The 21,534-nt window shown below is 50.4% G+C and carries 13 protein-coding genes and 3 pseudogenes; 6 read left to right on the top strand and 10 right to left on the bottom strand.

Translation table 11 applies throughout. From position 1 onward, the window contains the following. Window positions 1-52: 52 nt before the first annotated feature. Window positions 53-1,309: a hypothetical protein gene (locus OGV94_RS08900; RefSeq protein WP_103771174.1), complete on the bottom strand. Its 1,257-nt coding sequence runs from the start codon at window positions 1,307-1,309 to the stop codon at window positions 53-55. A 496-nt stretch (window positions 1,310-1,805) separates the two neighbouring features. On the opposite strand from OGV94_RS08900, the gene OGV94_RS08905 reads away from it, so the two are divergent. Further along, window positions 1,806-1,913 (top strand): DinI-like family protein, encoded by a 108-nt coding sequence (locus OGV94_RS08905; protein WP_080626304.1) that lies wholly within the window; start codon window positions 1,806-1,808, stop codon window positions 1,911-1,913. A 181-nt stretch (window positions 1,914-2,094) separates the two neighbouring features. On the opposite strand, the gene OGV94_RS08910 is transcribed toward OGV94_RS08905, so the two are convergent. Together OGV94_RS08910 and OGV94_RS25110 are read right to left on the bottom strand one after the other, a co-directional pair. Further along, on the bottom strand, window positions 2,095-2,367 hold the full coding sequence (locus OGV94_RS08910; RefSeq protein WP_172313143.1) for a hypothetical protein: 273 nt from the start codon (window positions 2,365-2,367) through the stop codon (window positions 2,095-2,097). 79 nt (window positions 2,368-2,446) lie between these two features. Beyond that, window positions 2,447-2,683, bottom strand: a complete 237-nt coding sequence (locus OGV94_RS25110) for a YnfU family zinc-binding protein (protein WP_352477246.1) — start codon at window positions 2,681-2,683, stop codon at window positions 2,447-2,449. A 93-nt stretch (window positions 2,684-2,776) separates the two neighbouring features. On the opposite strand from OGV94_RS25110, the gene OGV94_RS08915 reads away from it, so the two are divergent. Further along, on the top strand, window positions 2,777-3,010 hold the full coding sequence (locus OGV94_RS08915; protein ID WP_080625052.1) for a YnaE/YdfK family cold shock protein: 234 nt from the start codon (window positions 2,777-2,779) through the stop codon (window positions 3,008-3,010). Between the two features lie 19 nt (window positions 3,011-3,029). Here the strand turns inward: OGV94_RS08915 and OGV94_RS08920 are convergent, their stop codons facing one another. Both OGV94_RS08920 and OGV94_RS08925 read right to left on the bottom strand, forming a co-directional pair. After that, window positions 3,030-11,612, bottom strand: coding sequence for a glycoside hydrolase family 94 protein (locus OGV94_RS08920; RefSeq protein ID WP_286523125.1), 8,583 nt, complete (start codon window positions 11,610-11,612; stop codon window positions 3,030-3,032). 155 nt (window positions 11,613-11,767) lie between these two features. Further along, window positions 11,768-11,938 carry a YnfU family zinc-binding protein gene (locus OGV94_RS08925; protein WP_309295033.1) on the bottom strand — a complete coding sequence of 57 codons (171 nt, stop codon included), beginning with the start codon at window positions 11,936-11,938 and terminating at the stop codon, window positions 11,768-11,770. Window positions 11,939-12,297: 359 nt separating this feature from the next. Between OGV94_RS08925 and OGV94_RS08930 the strand changes: the two genes are divergently transcribed. The 3 genes from OGV94_RS08930 (at window position 12,298) to OGV94_RS25115 (ending at window position 13,898) form a co-directional block, all read left to right on the top strand. Continuing rightward, window positions 12,298-12,516: a cold shock domain-containing protein gene (locus OGV94_RS08930; RefSeq protein WP_080625051.1), complete on the top strand. Its 219-nt coding sequence runs from the start codon at window positions 12,298-12,300 to the stop codon at window positions 12,514-12,516. Between the two features lie 300 nt (window positions 12,517-12,816). Further along, window positions 12,817-13,044, top strand: a complete 228-nt coding sequence (locus OGV94_RS08935) for a hypothetical protein (RefSeq protein WP_080625050.1) — start codon at window positions 12,817-12,819, stop codon at window positions 13,042-13,044. A 737-nt stretch (window positions 13,045-13,781) separates the two neighbouring features. Further along, complete coding sequence (locus tag OGV94_RS25115; protein WP_352477250.1) at window positions 13,782-13,898, top strand: YnaM/YnfT family protein; 117 nt, start codon at window positions 13,782-13,784, stop codon at window positions 13,896-13,898. A gap of 47 nt (window positions 13,899-13,945) precedes the next feature. Here the strand turns inward: OGV94_RS25115 and OGV94_RS08940 are convergent. Further along, a pseudogene (locus OGV94_RS08940) lies at window positions 13,946-14,319 on the bottom strand (HumD family translesion DNA polymerase). 122 nt (window positions 14,320-14,441) lie between these two features. Then, window positions 14,442-14,579 (bottom strand): annotated as a pseudogene (locus OGV94_RS08945) (helix-turn-helix domain-containing protein); the annotation flags it as partial. Between the two features lie 9 nt (window positions 14,580-14,588). Between OGV94_RS08945 and OGV94_RS08950 the strand changes: the two are divergent. Further along, a pseudogene (locus tag OGV94_RS08950) lies at window positions 14,589-14,714 on the top strand (tail fiber assembly protein); the annotation flags it as partial. Here OGV94_RS08950 and OGV94_RS08955 read toward each other — a convergent pair. The 3 genes from OGV94_RS08955 to gpJ all read right to left on the bottom strand — a co-directional run bounded on the left by OGV94_RS08955 (window position 14,686) and on the right by gpJ (window position 21,463). Then, entirely contained in the window at window positions 14,686-15,267 is a 582-nt protein-coding gene (locus OGV94_RS08955; RefSeq protein WP_286523126.1) for a tail fiber assembly protein, read from the bottom strand. The pseudogene OGV94_RS08950 and the gene OGV94_RS08955 overlap by 29 nt on opposite strands. Then, on the bottom strand, window positions 15,267-18,014 hold the full coding sequence (locus tag OGV94_RS08960; protein ID WP_286523128.1) for a prophage tail fiber N-terminal domain-containing protein: 2,748 nt from the start codon (window positions 18,012-18,014) through the stop codon (window positions 15,267-15,269). Before OGV94_RS08960 ends, OGV94_RS08955 begins: the two co-directional genes overlap by 1 nt. Before the next feature lie 68 nt (window positions 18,015-18,082). After that, window positions 18,083-21,463 (bottom strand): phage attachment tail tip protein J, encoded by a 3,381-nt coding sequence (gpJ, locus tag OGV94_RS08965; RefSeq protein WP_286523130.1) that lies wholly within the window; start codon window positions 21,461-21,463, stop codon window positions 18,083-18,085. Window positions 21,464-21,534 lie beyond the last annotated feature (71 nt).

Raw genomic sequence — 21,534 nt, forward strand, 5'->3', positions numbered from 1 at the left:
ATTAAACCTTAGCAGTCCGAACCAGACGTCGTGGCCCTACGCTATCCGCGCGTCAACGAGGTACAATCGCAACAGCTTCCAGTTCTTCTTCCAGTTCAGCGACTAAAAATTGCAGGTCATAATCAGGTGCATTACGTGCACAGGCTCTTTCTTCTCTTTTCTGTTTACGACACAACTCCTGATAAAAATCATTAACCGCAGGGATATTCCCGGTAATTTTTATTACATCATGTTCATGATAAAATAGTAACGGTGGCCCGCCTTGCGTGTTAAATGCAACAGCCTTAAGCGGCGTGAGCTCCATCGCCTCAACAAAGCCTTTGTCACAACTCAATATTCCAGGAAAAAAATACCGCTCATCCTTTCCTGTATTGAATGTGAGTGCCTGTTCTAAATACCTACAGTGAGTCAAGTCCCAGGCCATACCCCGTAATGCCGGCCACAGATTTTTCGATTTTTTATGTACTTTGTTAAAAAACCTAAAGTCAGTCCCTCGCTTAAAAAACTCACTCGCCAGGATCAATTCTCTTGTCGCCAAAAAGCAAGCTTTGGTGTGAGCAAAACTTAAGAGATCGATTAGTTTATTCTTAAGCGATCTGGCAGGCGATTTTATTTGTATGATACTCATCATAAGAACATAAGCGTATACGCTATCGTGCCTGTCTGTTAACGCACGCCTGAACTCAGAGTTTCTGTTTTTGGTGAGCATTGAGCTAAAATGTCTGTCTGTATTGAGAAAAAGCTCACCTTGAGATATCTTTGAGGTCAATATTCCACTGCTTCCAGACTTAACGAGATCAACATCTTTTATAAATTCGTATCCCATCAACTTGTCAAATATTTTATGGTGATTATCTTTTTCATCCAGATTTTTAAGATTCTCCAGTTCATATAATACTGAGTCTACTTGCGTATTCTTATGTGAAATAAATTTAAATATTTCTTCAATATCATCATCCAGACCAGAAACTTTGCCATTAATATATGGTCTGAGATAGCTTAATGCCTGACTATCAAGGGATATGGAGTAGTCTATTTTAAATGTAGAGTGCCCTTTCTCACTGAACATTTCCTCTATGGTTTGGGGATCCATCACGAAAACATTTTCATCATTGAATAAAGAGCGGATAGACGCCCCATGCTCGAATTTCTTGTTAGTTTGAAAACCCGGATATGGCCCTTTAGGCGATGAAAAGACAAATTTATACTCAGGAATTAATGGATAGAAACTGGTATATAGTTTTAATGATGCAGAGAGATCATCAGCATTACCAATCTCCATCACAAGCCTTTCTTTTAATTTTTCCATTTCTTATGTCTCTTTATCGAGAAACTAAGTCCATGTATCAGGGACCAGAACTTCATCAATTGATGGATAATCATACCGCTATTGAGAGAGGCGTGTCCAAGCCTCTGAGGAACAAGCATCAACTGAAATGCCGGCACATCAGCCGGATCTCAGGAAAAACGGGCATCACGATCTGATTTTTTTCTGTGCAAATGAAGTGTGAATGTTAAAAACAGTATGGTATAACGAAGAAATCCCGAAAGTGATATGCGGAAAAATTTCGGAAACTTTCAGACGTTATGTCCTAAGTTATTGAAATAAAATCCACATAAAAAGAGACCGAATACGATTCCTGTTTTTTCCAAAATTATTTTTTATCCTTCATTTTCAATGCAATAACAAACCATTAGAACAAAAAATGCACAAATAAAGGTGTGTTTTCAGGCACTAAAAATCATATAGTTAGCCAACATTTCGGACATATTCGGACCGGTTTCGGACAGTTTTTCCTTCCAAAATTGAATGCGTTGACGCCAGCAAGCATAAAATAGAACAGATAAGCCGAAGTGTTCAGGAAATGTTTGAAGAGGCTGATATGTGGATGAATGATTTCTTAAATCTCTAACCAGATAGCCCAACAACAGAGGGAATAACCAGATTAATTCCATGTTTTCTATGAGTTAATATCTGTATTAATATAGCTGTGCATATTAGTTCTAAAGGCCACATTAATGTAACTCTGTAGCTCAACACATAATTCGTTTCTGCCGAAACGTGTAACGGCTGTTATTAAATTCATGGATTTATCATTGATATTCAGTAAATTGTCTCCTTGATTCATCATCCTCAAGGTACTCAAAAGAAAGAAGGCGAATCTTGGTAAGTTTATAAAACCACTCGCAATCTTTTCGTTGAATAATTTCGCCAGGTTTGAAACATATCCCGGATGTCACCCGGATAATCGCATATTTACCATTACTAAACCTGACCCGGTGAATGCAGAAAGGTTGACCGGCCTGCCCGTGACAGCTATTCGACAGAATATGTCCTTCAATAAAAACAGATTTTTTAGATTTCATTATCATACCCTCGACAACTGCAAAACAGGATAAACATTGTCATTTCCCGACATCACTTACGTTAAAAGGCAGAAGCTGATCAGCCGCCGATACACCAGCATTCTGAAGGTCTGAACAACAGTCCGCAGGCAGGGCACTCAAGAACTGCATCTTTTCTTAGTTTACCTGCTTTCTGATCAGCTTTGTGTGCGCATACCGGGCAGGCAACATGAACCGGTCTTTCTTTAAAATACCTGAGCCCTTTTGTATAAGACATAAATAATTCTCTGAGGGATACAGTAATTATTATACGCTTTAATATAAAAATAACTGGCATAAGTTATGTTAAGTTGTGTCTGAATCAGGATATCAAATATTGAAAATTGAACGTCTGATTTATGATACACTACCCTTCCGTGAGAGATTTATAATGAAATCAGAAGACACCCTTGACTGGTATCCGGCACAACTACCGCCAGTGAAAATTATTCTTGGCGAAGCCGTGCTGGCTGTGGGTAAACAGGGCCGACCGATTAATACCCGCACCTTGCTGGAATACCTTCAGTTCATGCAGGACAAACAAAAAAGGCGGGATGACAAAATCGCCATGCAAACTGCGATTGATGTTCTCAGGGATAATCAGCGCATTAACGGCAGACGTTAATGCGCCTCCGGACTCAGTGTCAGTTCTGAATGATCTCAACCATATGGTTTTGTCCATCATCCTTCAGCGGTATTCTGTCATCAGGGAGGAGAACACCATCCAGTGTCACGCGATATTCTGCATCGCCGCGTGAGACACTAATTTGATAATGGCTTTCGCCATATTGATAGCTCATAGAAAAAGATGTCCACCCATCCGGCAACCTGGCATGAACCGTAAAGTCAGCACCGGAACGTTTTATCCCCAGTAATTCCTCGGTAAGTAAACGCCAGGCCCAGCCTGCAGAACCAGTATACCAGCTCCATCCTGCACGTCCGGTATGGGGAGCGACACTGTAGACATCAGCACTCATGACATAAGGTTCAGCTTTATAAATCCCGGCCGAATCTGTATTCAGAGTATGATTTATCGGGTTGAGCATTGACCAGAGTTGCCAAGCGCGTTCGGCATTCCCCATTCGGGCAAATGCCATCACAGCCCAGATAGCGCCATGTGTATACTGCCCTCCGTTTTCCCTCACACCAGGCAGGTAACCCTGTATGTAACCAGGATTTGGACCGTGCCCATCGAAAGGAGGTGTTAATAGTTTTATCAGTCCCCCCTCGTTATCCACAAGGTGCTTATCCAGCGCCTGCATGGCCATTGCGCACCGTCCCGGGCTTGCGGCCCCGGACAATACAGACCAGCTCTGCGCAATCGCATCAATCCGGCAGTCCTGTGAAGCCTTCGCCCCCAGGGGAGTACCATCGTCAAAATATCCACGCCGGTACCATTCACCATCCCAGGCGTGGGCTTCGAGATTGCTTTGCAGGCGCATAGCCTGTGAACGGCACATTGAGGCGACGCTTTCATCCAACCTGCGATCAGCCAGCGCCGCAAACTGCTGCAAAATGTCGAACAGGAAGAAGCCCAGCCAGACGCTTTCACCTTTGCCTTCAATCCCCACCCGGTTCATGCCGTCATTCCAGTCACCAGCCCCCATCAGCGGCAGACCATGCTCCCCGAACTGTTGTCCATACTTAATGGCTTTGACGCAGTGTAACCAGAGTGTCTCTTCGGTACCGCTGATCACCGGCGTATCATAGGCAGACTCTTCACCAGGCTGAAGCGGACGTCCCTCCAGATAAGGAATACGTGTTTCCAGTACATCCATATCCCCCGTCGTTTCGACATAGTGGCAAACGGCAAGCGGAAGCCACAGATAATCATCGGAACAGCGAGTGCGCACTCCGTTGCCGTGTGGCGGGTGCCACCAGTGCTGTACATCACCCTCAATAAATTGCCGTGATGCACACAGGATTATCTGTTCTCGCATCCGGTTCGGATCAGCATGGCTCAGCGCCAGCGTATCCTGCAGTTGATCGCGAAAACCAAATGCGCCGCCGGACTGGTAGTAACCGCTGCGAGCCATCAGGCGACAGGCTACCGTCTGGTACAATAGCCAGCCATTCACCAGTAAATTTACCGATGTGTCGGGAGTGTTAGCCACAATTTTATCGAGCACATTGTGCCAGTGGTTGTGAACCCGGTTCAGCTCCTCGCGGACCGTCTCCTCATTCATATAACGGGCAAGCGTCTCCTGAGCTCGAATATGATTCTCCTCTGCGCCTAGGATAAAAATAAACGTCCTCTGATCCCCATCAATTAATGTTACCGCCGATTGTACTGCCCCGCAGGGATCCAGACCGGCGCCCGTTTTACCTGAAAGCCTGCGTAGCTTCATGACCGACGGGGCGTGCAGAGAACCATTACGACCGATAAACTCCCGGCGGTCCCCGGTCAACGAACAGTCATTACCGCTGACGGCAAAAAAGGCAGTACGACCGCTACCGTTATCGCCATAAAAGTTGTTCGCCAGCACTCCGCAGCCGCCAGGTGGTCTGGCCGCATGTGTCACAATGTGATGGGCTGAGCGAGTTCGTGTTCCTCCGAGCGTCCACTCCACATAGCCGGTGACGGAAAGTTTGCGTGTCCGACCCGAAGAGTTACTGAGCGTCAGGAGCGCCAGTTTAACCGGCGCCTCTTCGGCAACCAGGACCGTCAGCTCGCTGTCTATACCATTCTCTCGATGGGCAAACACGCTGTAACCAAAACCATGGCGGGTCAGGTAATCACCATGTCCGCGAACAGGTAAAGCCGTCGGTGACCAACACTCACCACTCTCTTCATCGCGCAGATAAAACGCCTCGCCGCTGCGATCGCTCACAGGATCGTTCTCCCACGGTGTCAACCGATATTCATGTGCATTCTCATACCAGGAGTAGGCCTGTCCCGCCTCTGAAATCACAGTGCCAAAACGGGCATTTGCCAGTACGTTTGACCAGGGCGCCGGTGTCTGCGCATCTTCCCGCAGAACAATCTGATATTCCCGACCATCCTGAGAAAATCCACCGTACCCATTGAAATGGCATAACTGACTGATATCGGGACTCCAGTCCGTATGTTGATTACGCTCGCGTACAGCCCGTGGAATGAGTGCTCTGGCCTGAGGTTTAAGGGTGTGAGTACGCTGATTAAGCTGCTCATTGATACTACCTGTGCGGTCATCAAGATAAAGACAGGCCACGCTCATCAAAAGCAACTTATCCTCAGCAGAGAGATGCTCGCCATTACGAACAAAAATACCGCCCGTTTTGTCCAGCAGACTGGCTTCAGACCCGGCATAAACTAAGTCCATAATCTGATTTTGTAAGCCCTGCTGGTAGCCGCCGGGACTGTTATTCAGGATAACCAAATCAACATCCAGTCCTTTCTGTCTCCAGTAACGGTGTGCCTGAATCAGTGTGGTCACTGAAGCAATACTTTCCTCGCTGGTAATACTGATCAGCACTATCGGCAGATCACCTGAAATTGCCCAGCCCCACAGACCGGACTGACCACGCCGGTTGCGGCTGATCGCCTGGCCTTCGGCGCGCAGCTCCTGGACAGGGTAAAGCACCGCGCTGGCAAGACGATTAAACAAAGTGGCATCATCTTCACTGGCGTTCATCTGGCGTAACACCACCAGACTGTGAGACCAGGCCAGTTCAAATACGCGATCAGCGATAGGGTAATCGCGGTATTTTTCCAGCAATGCCAGGCTCTGCTGGCGGGTCTCGCTGATGCCATAAATGATATCAATCGTGACCGGCTGCCCCGGCTGCAGAGTGATGGCGTGGCGTATTGCCAGGATCGGATCCAGCACTGACCCCGACGTGTTGCTGAGCGCTCCGCCTGCCTTTATTGCCTGGGCATCCGCAGGGTTTCTGCCACGACCAAGAAATTTTGCCCTGTCTGTTTCAAACGAAACGTTATGACGGTTATCGCCATGCACCACCATCATGTGAAACAGGCAGGGACTCTCTTCACCCGGAGAACGCGGGCGCCGGTGGCAAAGAATAGCGTCACGCTCAGGATCCAGTTCCGTCTGAATAAACAAATTGCTAAATGCCGGGTGTGCCAGATCGCTGGCTTCAGGCGCCAGTACCACTTCGGCATAGGTTGTCAGTTCCAGAGAGCGAGGCTGGCGACCACGATGAATCAGTGTGAGTCGTCGCAACTCAATATCATCCTCTGGGGAGATCACAACCTGAGTTTTGATGCTGAGCCCATCGAAAGAGCGTCTGAATTCAGCACTCGCATCGGTGAATATCACTTCCTCGTCATGCCCGCTGGTGTGGGCTGTCGGTTGCCAGGTATTGCTCGACACATTCCCCGTCTGTATATCGCGGATATAGCAGAATACTCCCCAGTTATCGCGGGTGGTATCACTGCGCCAGCGCGTGAGCGCAATATTATTCCAGCGACTATAGCCGCCGCCGCCCGTGGTCAACATCAGATGATAATGGTTGTTGGACAGCAGTTGAATATCCGGGGCCGGCGTGTCCACGCCATAGAAAATACGGGGTTCATAGCGAACGGGTTTGACCCTGCCCTCATGAGATTCAAAATGACGGCGCGGACTGTACAGATCGACTGCATCCGGCACGCGTTCCTGTAACAGCAGGCTCGCTGAGCGGAAGACCGTACTGGACATGAAGCGTTCAGTCATCGGGGCGTCAAGCAGCACATGAGCCAGCGCCTGAAACGCCATCCCCTGGTGATGCGCCATCCAGGACTGAACCACCGCATAGAGCTGACCGGTTGCGAGGCGTGAGGGAGTATAGTCCAGCGCTTCATAAAAACCGTATTCACCAAGTGCGCCATTTTTTTGCAGCCTTATCAGGTTCTCACAGGCTTTCTGTGGGGAAACCATCAACGCCAGCAGTGTGGCGTAAGGGGCGACAACCATGTCATCAGCAAGCCCCCTGCGCAGGCCGAGACCCGGCACACCAAATGCCTGATATTGATAATTATGCTGAACATCAAAAGCATGATAACCAGACTCTGAAACGCCCCACGGTACTCCGCGTTCTTTCCCCCAATGAATCTGGCGCATAACCGCCGACTGACTCATTTCATCGAGCAGGCTGCCAGGCCAGGTGGGCATTACCAGATTCGGCATCAGGTATTCAAACATTGACCCGCTCCATGACATCAGGGCTGTTTCATTGTCAATGGTGGTGAACAGTCGCCCCAGCGCGTACCAGCTTTTAAGAGGTAGCTGATTAGTGGCAATGGCAAGGAAGCTGGTCAGGCGGATTTCAGACGGCAGAAGATCGTAGTGGCTCTTGTCAGACATATTCGTGTCACAGTTATAGCCAACACTGAGCAGACTGGTTGCTTCGCTGTACAGAAAGGCGAAATCCATCCGGGCATGCTCATCCAACCGTTGTTCAAGTTCAGTGATAATATTGAGTCGCATCCGGGCCTGCTCCGTCGCTGACGCCGGGGGGGTTCCTGCACCAGTAAATGTTGCGCGGGCAAGCTCGCACAAAGTCGGCAGCGTCTGTTCGTTCCAGGATGCGGGTAACCAGCCAAGCAGCAGCGACCACTCATGGCAAACCTGAACCAGTTGATGCTCCAGATGTCCTGCCCAACGCATCTGAAGAGGAGATCCCTGATGGCATAGCGTGTTCAGGTGATTGCACTGGGTGCGCATATTTTTCAGCTCGCTGAAAAATGTCTGCGGAGAGAGCGACACCGCGCTCAGGCAGTGTTTTCGCAGCAACCGCAAGCTGTCAGGCGGGTTCTGACCCCACTGTTTTTCCAGAATATCCAGCGTATCGTTCAGTCCTGCCAGTATCTGTTGGCGGTTTAAAACTGGCTGATGACGCATGGCGGACAGCCCTGCACGCAGTGTCAACAAATGCCCTGCCATGTTGCCGCTGTCGACGCTTGAGATATAGCGTGGGCTGAGGGGGGCCAGCGTACGAGTGTCATACCAGTTGTAGAGATGGCCCCGGTAGTGCTCCATTTTATCCATTGTGTCGAGCGTGAGCGACACGCGCCGTAGCACTTCCCCGCCGGGCAGGTAGCCAAAGTCCCATGCCGTCAGGTTAGCCATGAGGGAAAGGCCAATATTGGTAGGAGAGGTTCGATGGGCCACCGTCGGCTGCGGTATTTCCTGGTAGTTATCAGGCGGAAGCCAGTTCTCTTTTTCTGTTGCAAAGGTTTCAAAAAACGCCCAGATTTCACGGCTTGTCTGGCGCAACAGCTGTTTTTGTTCCGGATTGGGCGAAAACACCTTACGCGTAGGCTGGCGACTCAGCCAGCTCATCAGCAGCGGTGCCACACACCATAACAAACCGATCGGCAACGCAATCCCCAGCAGTTGTGGAGCAAATTGTCCGGTCAGTATTATCAGCATCACACCACATGCAACATTCAGCCACATCGCCTGATAAAAACGCGCGACAGTGGGTCCGGCCTGATTGCTGTCCAGGCTGTGGCTGAACCACTGGCTGAGGTGACGCCTGCTGATCCCCAATCTCCATAACGTCACGGCGATCGCTTTTAGCGAATATCCGGCTTCGTGCGGCAGTATCGCAAAATTAAGGCCGATACCTGACAAACGCTTCAGCGCGCCCGCCCCTACCAGTAACAGATGCGGCTTCAGGCGGCGACGCAGAGGTTTATGCAGCAGGTCATAGGTGATGCAGAGGATGGTTGGCAACAGCCATATCAGCGACAGTACGCCCAGCCAGTAAACCGGATTAGGTACCCCTAGCAGGGTGAAGAACAGCAATACCAGTAATGAAGGGGCGACCAGACTGCGACGCAGATTATCGAGTAATTTCCAGTAAGAAAGCGCGGTCAGCGGATTCCTGGTCCGGGTTCCATCGGCTCTTCTGACACGTGGTTTCAGCCAGTTAAGCAGTTGCCAGTCACCCCGGATCCAGCGTGAACGGCGTGCAACATCCGACAGATAATTATTCGGGTACTGTTCATAGAGTAACACCTCACTCAGCAGACCCGAACGTGCATAGCATCCTTCGAGTAGATCATGGCTGAGAACCAGGTTTTCCGGGCAGGTGTTGGCAGTGGCTTGCATAAAAATGTCAACATCGTAAATCCCTTTGCCCACGAACGATCCTTCCCCAAAAAGATCCTGATAGATATCCGAAGACATCATCGAATAGGGATTATTGCCTGGTGTGCTGCTGCGCATGGCGGCGTAACGTCCCTGACCGTTGCGTGGTATCTCCTCCGCAAGGCCGGGTTGTAAAATGCCAAATCCTTTGACAACCCTCTGGCGTACCGGATCATACTCTGGCGTATTCAGCGGATGCGCCATCGTCGCGACCAGTTTGTGCGCCGTATCGCGCGGCAGCACCGTATCACTGTCCAGGGTAATGACGTATTTAATGTGGCCCGGTAAAAGGTTAGCAGGCATGTCTGCAACGCTGACGAATTGTGTCCCCGGATGGCGCAACCAACTATTCAGTAACGCCAGTTTTCCCCGCTTGCGTTCATAGCCCATCCACGTTCCTTCCGCGGGGTTCCATTCAGGCTGGCGGTGTAGCAGATAAAAACGTGGGCGGCTGGAGGGATAGCGGCGATTCAGCGCCTGCGTATCGGCGATCGCCTGTCTGAGCAGCATCTGGCTTTCCGGCGAGGGTTCATTTGCAGAATCAGCGAAATCAGTGAGCAGCGCAAACCTGAGATTTTCGTTTTCATTCCCCAGCCAGCAGACTTCAAGACTGGTGAGGAGCTGGCTGAAACTTTCGTGGCTGGTCAGCATGCAGGGGATGACTAACAGAGTGGCGCTGTCAGGGGGAATGCCGGTTGAGAAATCCATCCGCGGCAAGGGGCGAGGAACGCGAAAACGGGTGGTTGCGTCACTGAGTAAATCGCTCATTAACTGAGTTACAGCGATAATCAGAGGGAATATCACCGCGATCAACAGCCAGTCTGCGCCCTGCATGGCTGTTTCGTGCAAAATCGTTGCGGTCGTTGCGATTGTCAACAACGCCAGGCTTCCAAGCCATGACAGCAGGGTTATTCTGTTGAAACTGTGCCGCAAGCGCATGAGCCTTGAGGTGTCTGCTAACAGATGAATTTCCAGCGCCTGCCGACCTTCGCCTGCGAGATAATAACCAACATGATGTTCCAGTGTATCGGGAGCACTGTTCCCTGAAAGCGTCAGCACCCTGTCAGCAACTTCAGGCTCGCTGAGACCACTGTCCCTGGCCAGGACCTCAACAACGTGCCGGTAATGATCCCGGGTATTGAAGTGCATCCGGGGATAGATACCGGCAGGATCATTGCGTAATGCCTGTTCGACGACACTTATCGTTTCGGCGAAATCAGCCCAATCCGTTTCACTCAGTAATCGCAGACCCGCGATGCTGTTACTGACAGATAGCTGGCTGGCGGCAAGCTGTTGATTGAAATTATGTATGAGAACGTCGGTGGTGATCCCCTGTTCCCGAAGGCACTGATCAACCCAGGTCAGAGGTAACGACAACGCATTGCCATGCCCCTGCAGGCGCCGCACCAGCTCTGCGACAAACGCACTGGTTAACGTAGGTCGGGAGCGTGCCATATCGGCAACCACCATGATTAAATCGTCAGGGGCATTCTCTGCACATTCGAAAATCCTGGTTATCCACGTATCGGCAAGGTTTCTGTCCTGCTGCGCATTTATCACTTCCATGCTGATACGACGAAGATTTTCAATCAGCGCCAGGCGCAGCATTCCCGGTAGCGCCCAGACTTCACCTAGCGTCAGCGGTGTCACCTGTTGATAGGCAGTGAGATAGCTGGTCAGGCTCGCGGCATCCCAGCGGCCATCACCGTGAGCAACTGCCTCAGATGCGATATGATAAATTCGTGGGCAATTCAGCGGCAACATCAGCGACGGAAGACCTTTACCAAAGCTTTTCGGCAAGTGCTGGCGGACCGTGCGGATTTGTTCCTCAATAAGATAATAATTGTCCAGCAACCACTCCCCGGCAGGCATGATGCTGGTCTTTTTACCCGCGTTAAACTCATAACAGCTTTGGGTGATGATGGCCTCATTCTCGCCGAGTCTTTTTAGAAGATAATAAGGATGTTTATCCGGCGATAATTTATGGGTCCGGGCGAGCTTCTGACCATAGCGTTCCATCTGGGCGGTCGAAAAGAGTTCTGACTGCAGAGTGCTTTCACCGGCAGGATCGTTCGCCGAAAACGTTACGCTTTCGGTAGCATTCATCGGAATATGGGAGCGGTTAAACCACGCCCTGGGGTTCATTTTCATAGCATTGCTCTGATGCAGAGTTAGCATGCAGGAGCAGTTGCAAAATCAGTTCAGAAACGTTCTCTGAGGATGGGCGTAAGGCATCAGGGATTTAACAGCTGCCGGGATTTGACTTAAGTATAGAATATGAGTTTTGTCTGCGTTTTTTGGCCGCGCTAGCGTCGGGAGATAAACAGAGCCTTACATCCAGGGCAAAGCATGGCCTGATTGCGCCGGATTTTTGACAGAAGTTGAGCCGATTTTAAGCCACAAACAGGGCAGACGGCAGTGGCGGTAGACGCACTGGTGAAGAGTTTCATTGCGTAATTGATAATAGACATAACCATTAACCTTTCAATGAACGAGCTTCACCGTATCACATATGGTTAAGTTTTAATCTATTTATTTTGAGGCACTGAAATTCAGGAGAGGTAGATATTCGCAACCACAGGCACCCTGAAGGGAGGTTGAGGCCTTTGCCAGTTTAATTTCTCTTGCAGATTCTCTGGATGGCTAAAATATAATTTGCTTATTATTAATTACCGTGCCTTAATGAATCCCATCAGTTCAATGTACAGACGAACGTTAAACATTTTCCGTGTAGTCCTCATTACCAGGTGTTATCGCTGATATCCCCCCCTTTTGAGTCCATACGTTTAATACTATACGTTTACTATCAATACAATCATGTGTAGCAGGAGTTGGTATGACCATAAGAATTAAAGGTTTGGTAAAATGGTTTAACGAAGACAAAGGGTTTGGCTTCATCTCTCCTCTTGATGGTAGTAAAGACATCTCTGTTCATTTTTCTGCGCTTAACGGCGACAACTTTAAGACCTTATTTGAAGGACAGAAAGTTGAATTCGCCATTCACAGTGGTGACAAAGGCCCTGCTGCTGCAAACGTAATACTTTGCGATAAATAAATCTTTGTGGATCTGCGATAACGATGAATAATTATTCCTGAGTAGACAGTTCCATAACTTAAATCAGATAAAAGTCGTTTATTCTTAATATCAGGTCAGCATATTTTTTCGCAATTATGAGTGTGCTGACCGATGTGATGAAGTGCAGGACTGCTGCATAAAAGTCTGAAAGCAGAAGCTAACTGCTTGTTAAATAATAAAGTGCGTAAGAGGCGAGGCTGCCTCCGAAAGCATCACGTCTTTGCTTTTACCTTATGGCATCTGACTGTTTACATCCACGAGAGAACAGGGTAGTGGAATATGATAAAAGTCCTTGTTTTCTTTAATGCTGAATCCTGTAAAGTCATGACTGTTCTGGAAGGTATATCCTCTATCAGGCAGGAATATCCGAACGGTGAAGAAACGCATCTTCGGATTATGTCTGCAGGCTTTCCTTCCTTAACTGGCGTTCATGGTATTGTTTACGTAGCTTCTGACAGGGAGTTAACGTCACAGGAGATACTTGATGCTGCAAGGAAATATTTATAGCTTTTTTTTATGCTCTCTGCTTCACGTTTGATTGCATTCTTACCATATTTATCAGAAGCGAACAAAAAATGAGTTAAAAATATTTACGGCCTGCTAACAGCAGGCTTTTTTTCATATTCAACATTTTAATACCTACACTGACATGAGAGAAATATTCTTTGTTATCTGATTAAATGCCGATATCTCTCCCACCCTCTTCATGCTATCTTGCCTTTTATGATGAATCCTTCTGAGCGGCAGGGCTAATTAACCTGATGACTTCTATGCTGGAATGTTCATCATGCACGACTGAAGCAGCGAGTCATGGGAGGTTACCCAAAGACTTACCGGGAGGCACCCGGCATCATATATAAGCCCCTGCATATTGCTGCAGGGGATTTCATGCTTCTGATCACTAAAAGTGATTATCGAACAATTGTTATTTATTTCCGCTTTTAGCACATAGCAATCCTAAAAACAGTAGCCACCGTCATGGGGTCTCGGGGGGCGGAGGTTCAAACCCTCTCGTGCCGACCAAAACTCCTTTAAGAACCAGACTTTACGGCTGGTTTTTTTATGCCTGTTTTCTGTACGGGGAAACTCAGGGGATTATTGGGGTGAAACTATCGACAGATTACCAGCCAACTACGTTCTATCGGGTTGTAATATCCTCTTGAATAGCAAGCACGATAATTGCCAGGAACCTTTTCCCTATACAGTTGTCTGACAATTGAATCCATCTGACATTAAGAAGCTCTATGATTACTAGTCTCTTATTGGTATTTGCCGCGATTACCACTCTGTGCATCATGTTGTTCGCTGCGGTAAAAGTAGGGATTGGTTTGTCTAACAATCCAGACAGAAATGATAATTAGCCTCAACCACGTAACCCCACTTCATACTTCACTTAGCAATAATGTGCTCACATGGCCGGGCAATCATCAAACTCTGCATTCCTAGCATCATTGATGATGTAAGTAATCACCCAGAATATAGCGGGTGCAGAACCGTATCCGTCATCATCTACTGGCAGCGCCTCCTTTCGCCCGCTCTCCAGATTAATCAGGTTGGGTTGAGGGTGAGTCCGATATCGCTTCCCCGTCGATTGCACATATCAGCAGTGAGTCATCGCAGGCAGTAAGTGATGTCTCTACCACAAGCAGCGCCCCTGGAGTATCCCTTCCCTGAAATGTGAACGTGATACCCGCATGAAGTAAGTCGTTGCTGGTTGATAAGCTGCTGATCGAGTGAGATCCTCGTTTCAACGTAATCACTGGCAGTTGAAGGGAACCCCATAGCTAAAATCCTCCGTTTGGGGTGAACAGTAGTAATCTGGTAATCATTCAATACCCGCACTATCGAACTTTCGCCAGTTCGCCGTCGCCCGTTCTTGCATACGACGAGGCGGTGGTGTCTTCTCAACACCGCGCAGGAAATTTTTTGTATAGCGTCGCCCTCCCTACATCGTAAATTATAGCCACACGTTTTCTTGACTCACCTGCAGCTATCAACCTTCCAGCCTGAGCCCACTCTTCTGCGGTTAACTTTAGTCGTCTTGCACAAAAGACGGCGATATATCAGCCAGCGAGGAAACAGAACTGGCAGCGTTGCGAAGCTATCGTACTGAGTTACGCCGCCTCGATTTGTCTTCCGCCCCTGATATTAACTGGCCTGAATATTCGGGGAAGTAGGCCATTCAGGATTTGAGGTATCTACCCGGTTAAGCAAGACACGGTATTTCTTCCACTCCAGTAAAAGTGCGGTTTCAACCTTCGTTGCCATGTCGAGATCAACAGCATCCTGTAAGGGAGCTATAGCGGATGTTGCAACCGCCAGAAGATTTATTTTTTCCTGTTCCGCCAACATCAGAAGATGTTCATTTTCCGCATCGGTATCGTGGACCCACTGTGCTCCGTTCCACTTAACAAAATGGCCTTCCGGCGCAACGTAAACAACATCGTCAGGTAACTTACCTAACTGGTCAATTGTGGTAGCTTTCCCGGTTTGAATGTCGTAGACAATTTTCCCTCGATGGTCCTCAACCAGTGACCATTTTTCTGACTTAAGATTAAATACAGCGACAAAACCGGCCTTCGCTGGCGGCGGAGAAATATTGGTACTGTAAGCAGGTAATCCGGTATTAGCAGGGATAAACCCTTCACATTTCCCAATATATTCATTTGTATCTGCACGAAGGTGGTAGAGAGTAATAGTTCGGTTTTCTCCTGTCATTTCAAAAGTCATCAGGCAAGCCTCACAATATAGTTAAACGCAATATTTTTGACAGTGTTTTCCGCGTTACCAGTAGCGTTAACAGTGACGGAGTGTCCGTGTGAACCAATAGCAATGGAGTGTGCATGAGCGCCAATTGCAACAGAGTGCGCATGGTTACCCGTAGTGTTTGTGACGCCAGACCAGGTTCTGGAAGCGTTAAAGTTTACAGGAACACCATAAGTAAAATTAGAACCTGTAAAACTTTTAGCCGCTGCAGAGCCACCAAGTGTAAATGCTCCACTTGCTGTATAGAAGCTACTATTATCACTTCTGAAGTAACCGAGAGTACCAGTAATTTCCATAGTACCTCTGTTGTGGTTATGGTCACCGGTAGTGTTTGAAGTCTTAGTGCCGTAATCAAACGATGATGTGGTTTTAGTTCCCAAATCCGTACTGGATGCGCTGGCTCCGTGGGTATGCGATATAACACCATCCTGTTCATACGAAAGTGCCGCACGACCGTTCGGTTTACCCTTAATCGTCTGGCCTCGCATATCCGGGATAACACCCGATGGATACGCAATCGCAAGCAATGGATAGGCTGCTTTATCGAAAGGTTGCCCCTGCATTAAAGCATACCCTTGCGGAGTTGTATCAGACGGCCAGGGAATAGGTGCGCCGACCGGAAAAGAATCATCAGGTACCCAGGGAGTCCATGCCTGCGTTGAATACTTGCTACGTGTATAACTGCGGGATGAGTTGTACACGCGGTAAATCTGTGTCACTCCGGCGCTTCTCAGTACCATCAGAGAACCTGCATTATTCTCCGGGTAATTCAGTGCCACACTGGTATTAACATTCATATCCTGAACATACAGCCCCGGCGTCTGGAAATTGTCCAGATTTTGGTCTGCACCAATCATCAAGACTTGCCCGTTAAAAATATCCTGTGAGGTGATGTAAATATCACCTGTAAGCGCTTTTTCGTTTACTCTGCGCGTTGAAGGCACCGCGCCAGCTGCTAAATTTATCGTTTCTACCAAACCAAGGTATGTGAGAATTTCATTTATTGAGTTTTTAGCAATCAACCCACGCCCGGTCGTCGTCAGATCCGTCAACATCAACGTATTTTTACTGCTAAAAAATGGCAATTTACTTCCGGAGGTAGACAGCCCGGACAGCGACGTCAGTATTTCATTTAGCGGCTGTTTACCCGCTAACGCATTGAGCATCGTGGTTGCAAAGTTAGGATCATTTCCTAATGCCTGCGCTAACTCAGCCAGCGTATCCAGAGCTTCAGGGGATGAGCCAACTAATGCAGCAACCGCAGCCTGAACGTACTCGGTATTCGCAATCTGTTTGTTACTGACACTTAATGGCGGCGTGGGGGCAGTTGGAGTCCCTGTCAGATCCGGACTGTCCAGTGGGGCCTTCTGGTTTGCCAGGCCTTTGACTTTTTTAACGGCTTTCGGTGTCGCTGCATAGGCTTCACTGTCGCTGTCGTCATCGCTGCTTAACTGAACAAGCCCTTTCTGCGTGGTGCTGGCGTCTCCTGGCTTCAGACTTTCAGCAATATCCCTCGCTTCATCACGGTATCCCTGTGAGGCTACTGCCGCGCTTTCAGCGCCAGCCATTGCGGCTTCGGCGCGCTGAGTATCATCAGCTACAGCGGCTTTCAGTTGCTCCGAAACCTTGCCTGCGGCTTTCTCCGCAGCGTCTGTCGCCGCTGTTTCAGCGGCCTCCACTGCCTCGTTCCGGGAAGTCAGCGCCTCATCTCTGGCCTGTTCTGCGCGGGTGACACTCTCAGCGGCTGCATTTTTCTGTTTCTCAGCCTTTTCGGCTGACTGCAGGGCTGATGCATCACTGGAAGATGCCGATTCTGCACTGGCTGATGCCGCAGCCTCTGATTTAGCAGCCTTTTCGCTGTACTCCCTGGCATGCTGTTCACTTAGCACTGCAGCTGCCGCGCTGTTATCACCCTGTTCTGCCGCCTGCGTGGCCGTGAGGGCGCTTTCACGCGCAGAGGTTTCCGATGCGGCTGCATTACCGGCATGTTCACCCGCTGTTTGTGCTGCTGCAGCAGCACTTCCGGCACTTCCTGCGGCTGACTGTGCCGAAACTCCCGCTTCCTCCTGCGCTTTCTGTGCCGTATCGGCGGCGATTTTTGCCTGTCCGGCCTGCTCCGTCGCTGTCTGTGCAGACTTTGCCGCACTGTCCGCATCCGCTGCACAGGCCAGAACGTCCTGCGCGGTCTGTCGGGCATTATCATCAGCAGAGCGGGCAGACACATCAGCAGCATCTGCAGAGCGTGCTGCCTGCTTCTGTGACTCTGCTGCAGCCGTTGCAGAAAGGGCTGCCGAATCCTTACTTTGTTCCGCTGACTGTGCAGCCTGTTCGGCGCGTTCCCGATCCTTTTCTGTTGCACCGCTCAAATCCACTACACGGTTTACCATTTCTTCAAAGCGTTTCATCACCTCCGGGCGCAGATCTGCATCTTTTGGTGCATCGAGAAACGCATTCAGGGTATCCGGCGCATCGGTCGGGGCCACGTAAATGTCGCCAGCCACAGAGGGCGGAAACCCTTCCCGCATCAGTGACACACTGTAATAACCCGGTTCAGTCTCAATGCTGTAGTGGCCGTTCGCGTCCGTAACAGTGGATGAAATCACCTCCACAACAACGGTCGGGCTGGTTTTCTTCGCATTCAGCTGAATAGTGCAACCCTGTACCGGCTTCCCCGCCCCGTCTTTTAATACGCCAGAAATTTGTACTGACATATGTCATTACCTTTTGTTTTCAGCAATAAAAAAGCGCCCATTCAGGCGCTCGTTTCTGGATTCAGGTATCAGTAAATGCTGATCCCCGTGCTGTTCTTCTTCACCACCATGACCAGCAGGTTGCTGATATCAGCCCAGGCCCCGCCGCCATACCCCCTGGATGAAACCGTGAAGCTCAGCGTCACATTTCCACCTCCGGCTGGCATATCAAGAACCCTGCTGAATGATCTCGCTGTAATCGCGGGTTCTGCGTTGTATATCTCTCTGCCGTTGTGCTTCACCACAAGCCCACAGTCTGTCCATATCTCGTTGCTTGTCTCTGATTTTGCCTTTCCTCCTGCAAAGGTGATGGGGGGAATGATTATCTGCCTGTCAAAATGGTGGTCATCCTGTATCTGAACCGTGAGGGTCCCATTCGGGTAATTAGCGCTTCCGGGGAAAGCCCGCCCCACGGCTTTAACGATATCGCCGACAATATTCTCTGCCCGCATTGTCCCGTTAATGGTGCAGTTTTCCGCTATCGTCACATTATTGAGGGTGCCGGAATTCGCGCTGATATTACCGCTGATATCCGCATTACGGGCAGTCAGCCTGCCGTCAGGCGTCAGCATAAAGGTCGGCGGGTTCCCGCCACTGGTGATGCTCGGGGCCGTCAGATATTTGAGGAACACCTCGTTCATAAATATCTGGTTGCCCTGCGCCACAAACATCGGAGTTTCATTGCCGTTCGCCGGGTTGATAAACGCGATACGGTCAGCCGCCACCAGGAACTGGCTCAGTTTACCTTCTTCCGTATCCTCCATGCTCAGGCCCAGACCAGCCACATAGTGCTTCCCGTCTTCGGTCTGTTCTATCTTCACGCCCCACATGGCATTCCACTTGCCGTTCGCGTCCTGCCACTCTTCCGAAAACTGATCCAGCCGGCTGGCGTTGTCTTCTGTCAGTTCCACCTTCTCCAGCAGTTCTTTGCCGAGGTGGCTTTCGGTGATTTCCCCTTTGAAGAAGTCCAGATAGCCCGCCGCATCGTTGCTGGCCTGGCCTTTAGCCTCCACGAACACCGATTTCCCGACCTGGTTCACGGCCCGGATATAGAAGTAATAGTCTTTACCTGGTTTGATACTCGCGTTTGCCGCAATCCAGTACAGCGCCGTGCCAAGATAACGCGCATCGCTTTCCACCTGGCGGATATCGGGTATCTGCGTATCCGTAAACCAGAATTCATACTGCACCGTGGGGTCATATACCGCCTGACGCGGAGTGGCGGTTATCTGGAAATAGCCGGGAGTCAGCTCAACATAAGACGGTACAGCCGGCGCGGCGATACTGAAATCTGTGCTGGCAGGCTCACCCTGCTGGCCCTGGGTGTTCACCGCCCGCACCGTCAGGGTGTAGCGCCCCGGCGTCAGGTTGCGGAAGGAGTGCTCCGTTTCGGTCAGGGTCAGGCTGCTGGCCAGGCGGTCGCTGTTATCTTCCGCTTTCACCGTCAGGCGCAGGAAGAAGTTAACGCCTTTCACCACGCGCGGCGTGTCCCAGCGCGCCCGCGCCTGATACTGCCCGTCCTCTGCCAGAATCTCCGTGGTGAGATGCTGCACAGCGGGTGGTGTGTTCGTGATACCTGTGCCGGGCAACGGGTCAAACTTCGCACCGTTGTCCACGATGCTCTCTTTCTCCGGAACATGCTGCACGGCGGTGATGGCATACGTGCCGTCATCATTCTCCCGTATGGCCACGCAGCGAAACAGGCGCTGGCGCAGGTCCGGCAGTTTCAGCCCCCACACGCTGTACGCCGCCACGCCATAGGGTAACTGGCTGACGGTCACGCGGTCCGGGGCCGGATGTGCGGTGACCGCGACGGTAACAGGCTGGCCATCGCTGCCCACCAGGTTCAGCACCACATTGCCGCCTGGCGGTATTTCCACCTCGCGGTCCAGGGTGAGCGTACGGGACAGGCTGTCGACCGACAGAACGCGTCCGCCCACGGTCACGCCGACATAATCACTGTCGCAGACCTCAATGATATCGCCGGGAACATGTCGCAGTCCTTCGGCCCCCACGAAAAAATCCACCGTCTGCGTTTCCAGCAATTCGGTGGTGATGGCCCACAACCCGGCGCGGTGCGCCTGCCCACGGCTGGTACAGGCAAATGCATCCATCTTCAGAACATTGCGACCGTAGCGCCGGATGGCAGCGTCGTTTTCCACCAGTTCGGTGGACGTTTCCCAGCCGTTGTTCGGGTCGGTGTAGCGCACCTCGGCGGCATTGTGGCGCTCTTTCAGGGCACTAAAACTGTAGATGAACGGCGCACCGTCAGCGGGCATCACCACATTACTCGGTGTGTAGGTCCAGACTTTATCGGCGGGCCGGTCCTGCACAAAGGTCAGGGTACTGCCGTTCCAGACCGGCATGCAGCGCATCAGGGAACAGAAATCCCCCAGCACGTCCCACGCCTTACGCTGGTCCGTCAGATACGCATTGCAAGTGATGCGCGGCTCTGTCCCGCCAAAACCGTCAGGAACAAGCTGATCGCAGTACTGTGCAATGGCATACAGCGCCCACTTGTCCACATAAGCAACACCAATGCGGTTTCCCATGCCATAGCGCGGATGAGTCAGCATATCCAACACACACCAGGCCGGATTATCTGTCCAGGCGGGTTTAAACGTCCCGTCCCATATTCCCGTATATGTCCGTTTTACCGGATCGTAGTTCGACGGCACCTGTACGATACGCCCGCGCAGAAGATAGTTTCGCGTGACCTGTTGGCTGCCAAACTGCTCCGCGTCCACTTTTACCCCGATAACGGCGGTATTCGGATAGCGTTGTTTTACATCAATGATTTCGGTATAGCCCGACCACACCGTTTTGTTCTGCAGCAGGTCTGTCGTACTGTCATCAGTGATACGTTGCATGCGGACTTCAAACGGCCGGGGCGGCAAATCATCGATCACCACAGATGCCAGAAACTGCGTGGTTGTTTTACCTGTAATGGTGATATCCCGTTCCGTTCGCCACAGCCCGTCCCGGCGAAACTGGATCAGCATCTGTACGCTGGTCGGGTTGCGGTCGCCTTTGGTACTGGTACTAACCAGAGACTGCACACCAAAGGTAAAACGCAGACGGTCCACCGTTTTAGCGGTAATGGTGCGGGTCACCGGCTCTGACTTCTTCACCTCCACACCCAGCAGGGTTTCAGTACCGGAGTCTTCGAACCCCTCCATCGCGGTCTGCTCATCCTCCCCCACGCGGTAAACTACGGTGACACCGTGAACCATCGCATTACCGTCGCTGTCGAGGACCGGCGTTTTGTTAATTCTGACACTTTTCAGTCCGTCCACCGGACCTTCAATCGGCCCCTCGCAGATGGCATCAACAACGGTCAGCATCTGGCTGGATTTCAGGTCGTCAGGAGCCTCATGCGGCGTTTTACTGCTGCCACCACCCTTACCCATAATCTGTTCCCTCTGAAACGACAGAACCGCCCGGAGGCGGTTCTGTGTAAATACAAATATGCTGCAGTAAG

Source organism: Citrobacter sp. Ce006 (assembly GCF_030336535.1).
Classification (GTDB): Bacteria; Pseudomonadota; Gammaproteobacteria; order Enterobacterales; family Enterobacteriaceae; genus Citrobacter; species Citrobacter europaeus.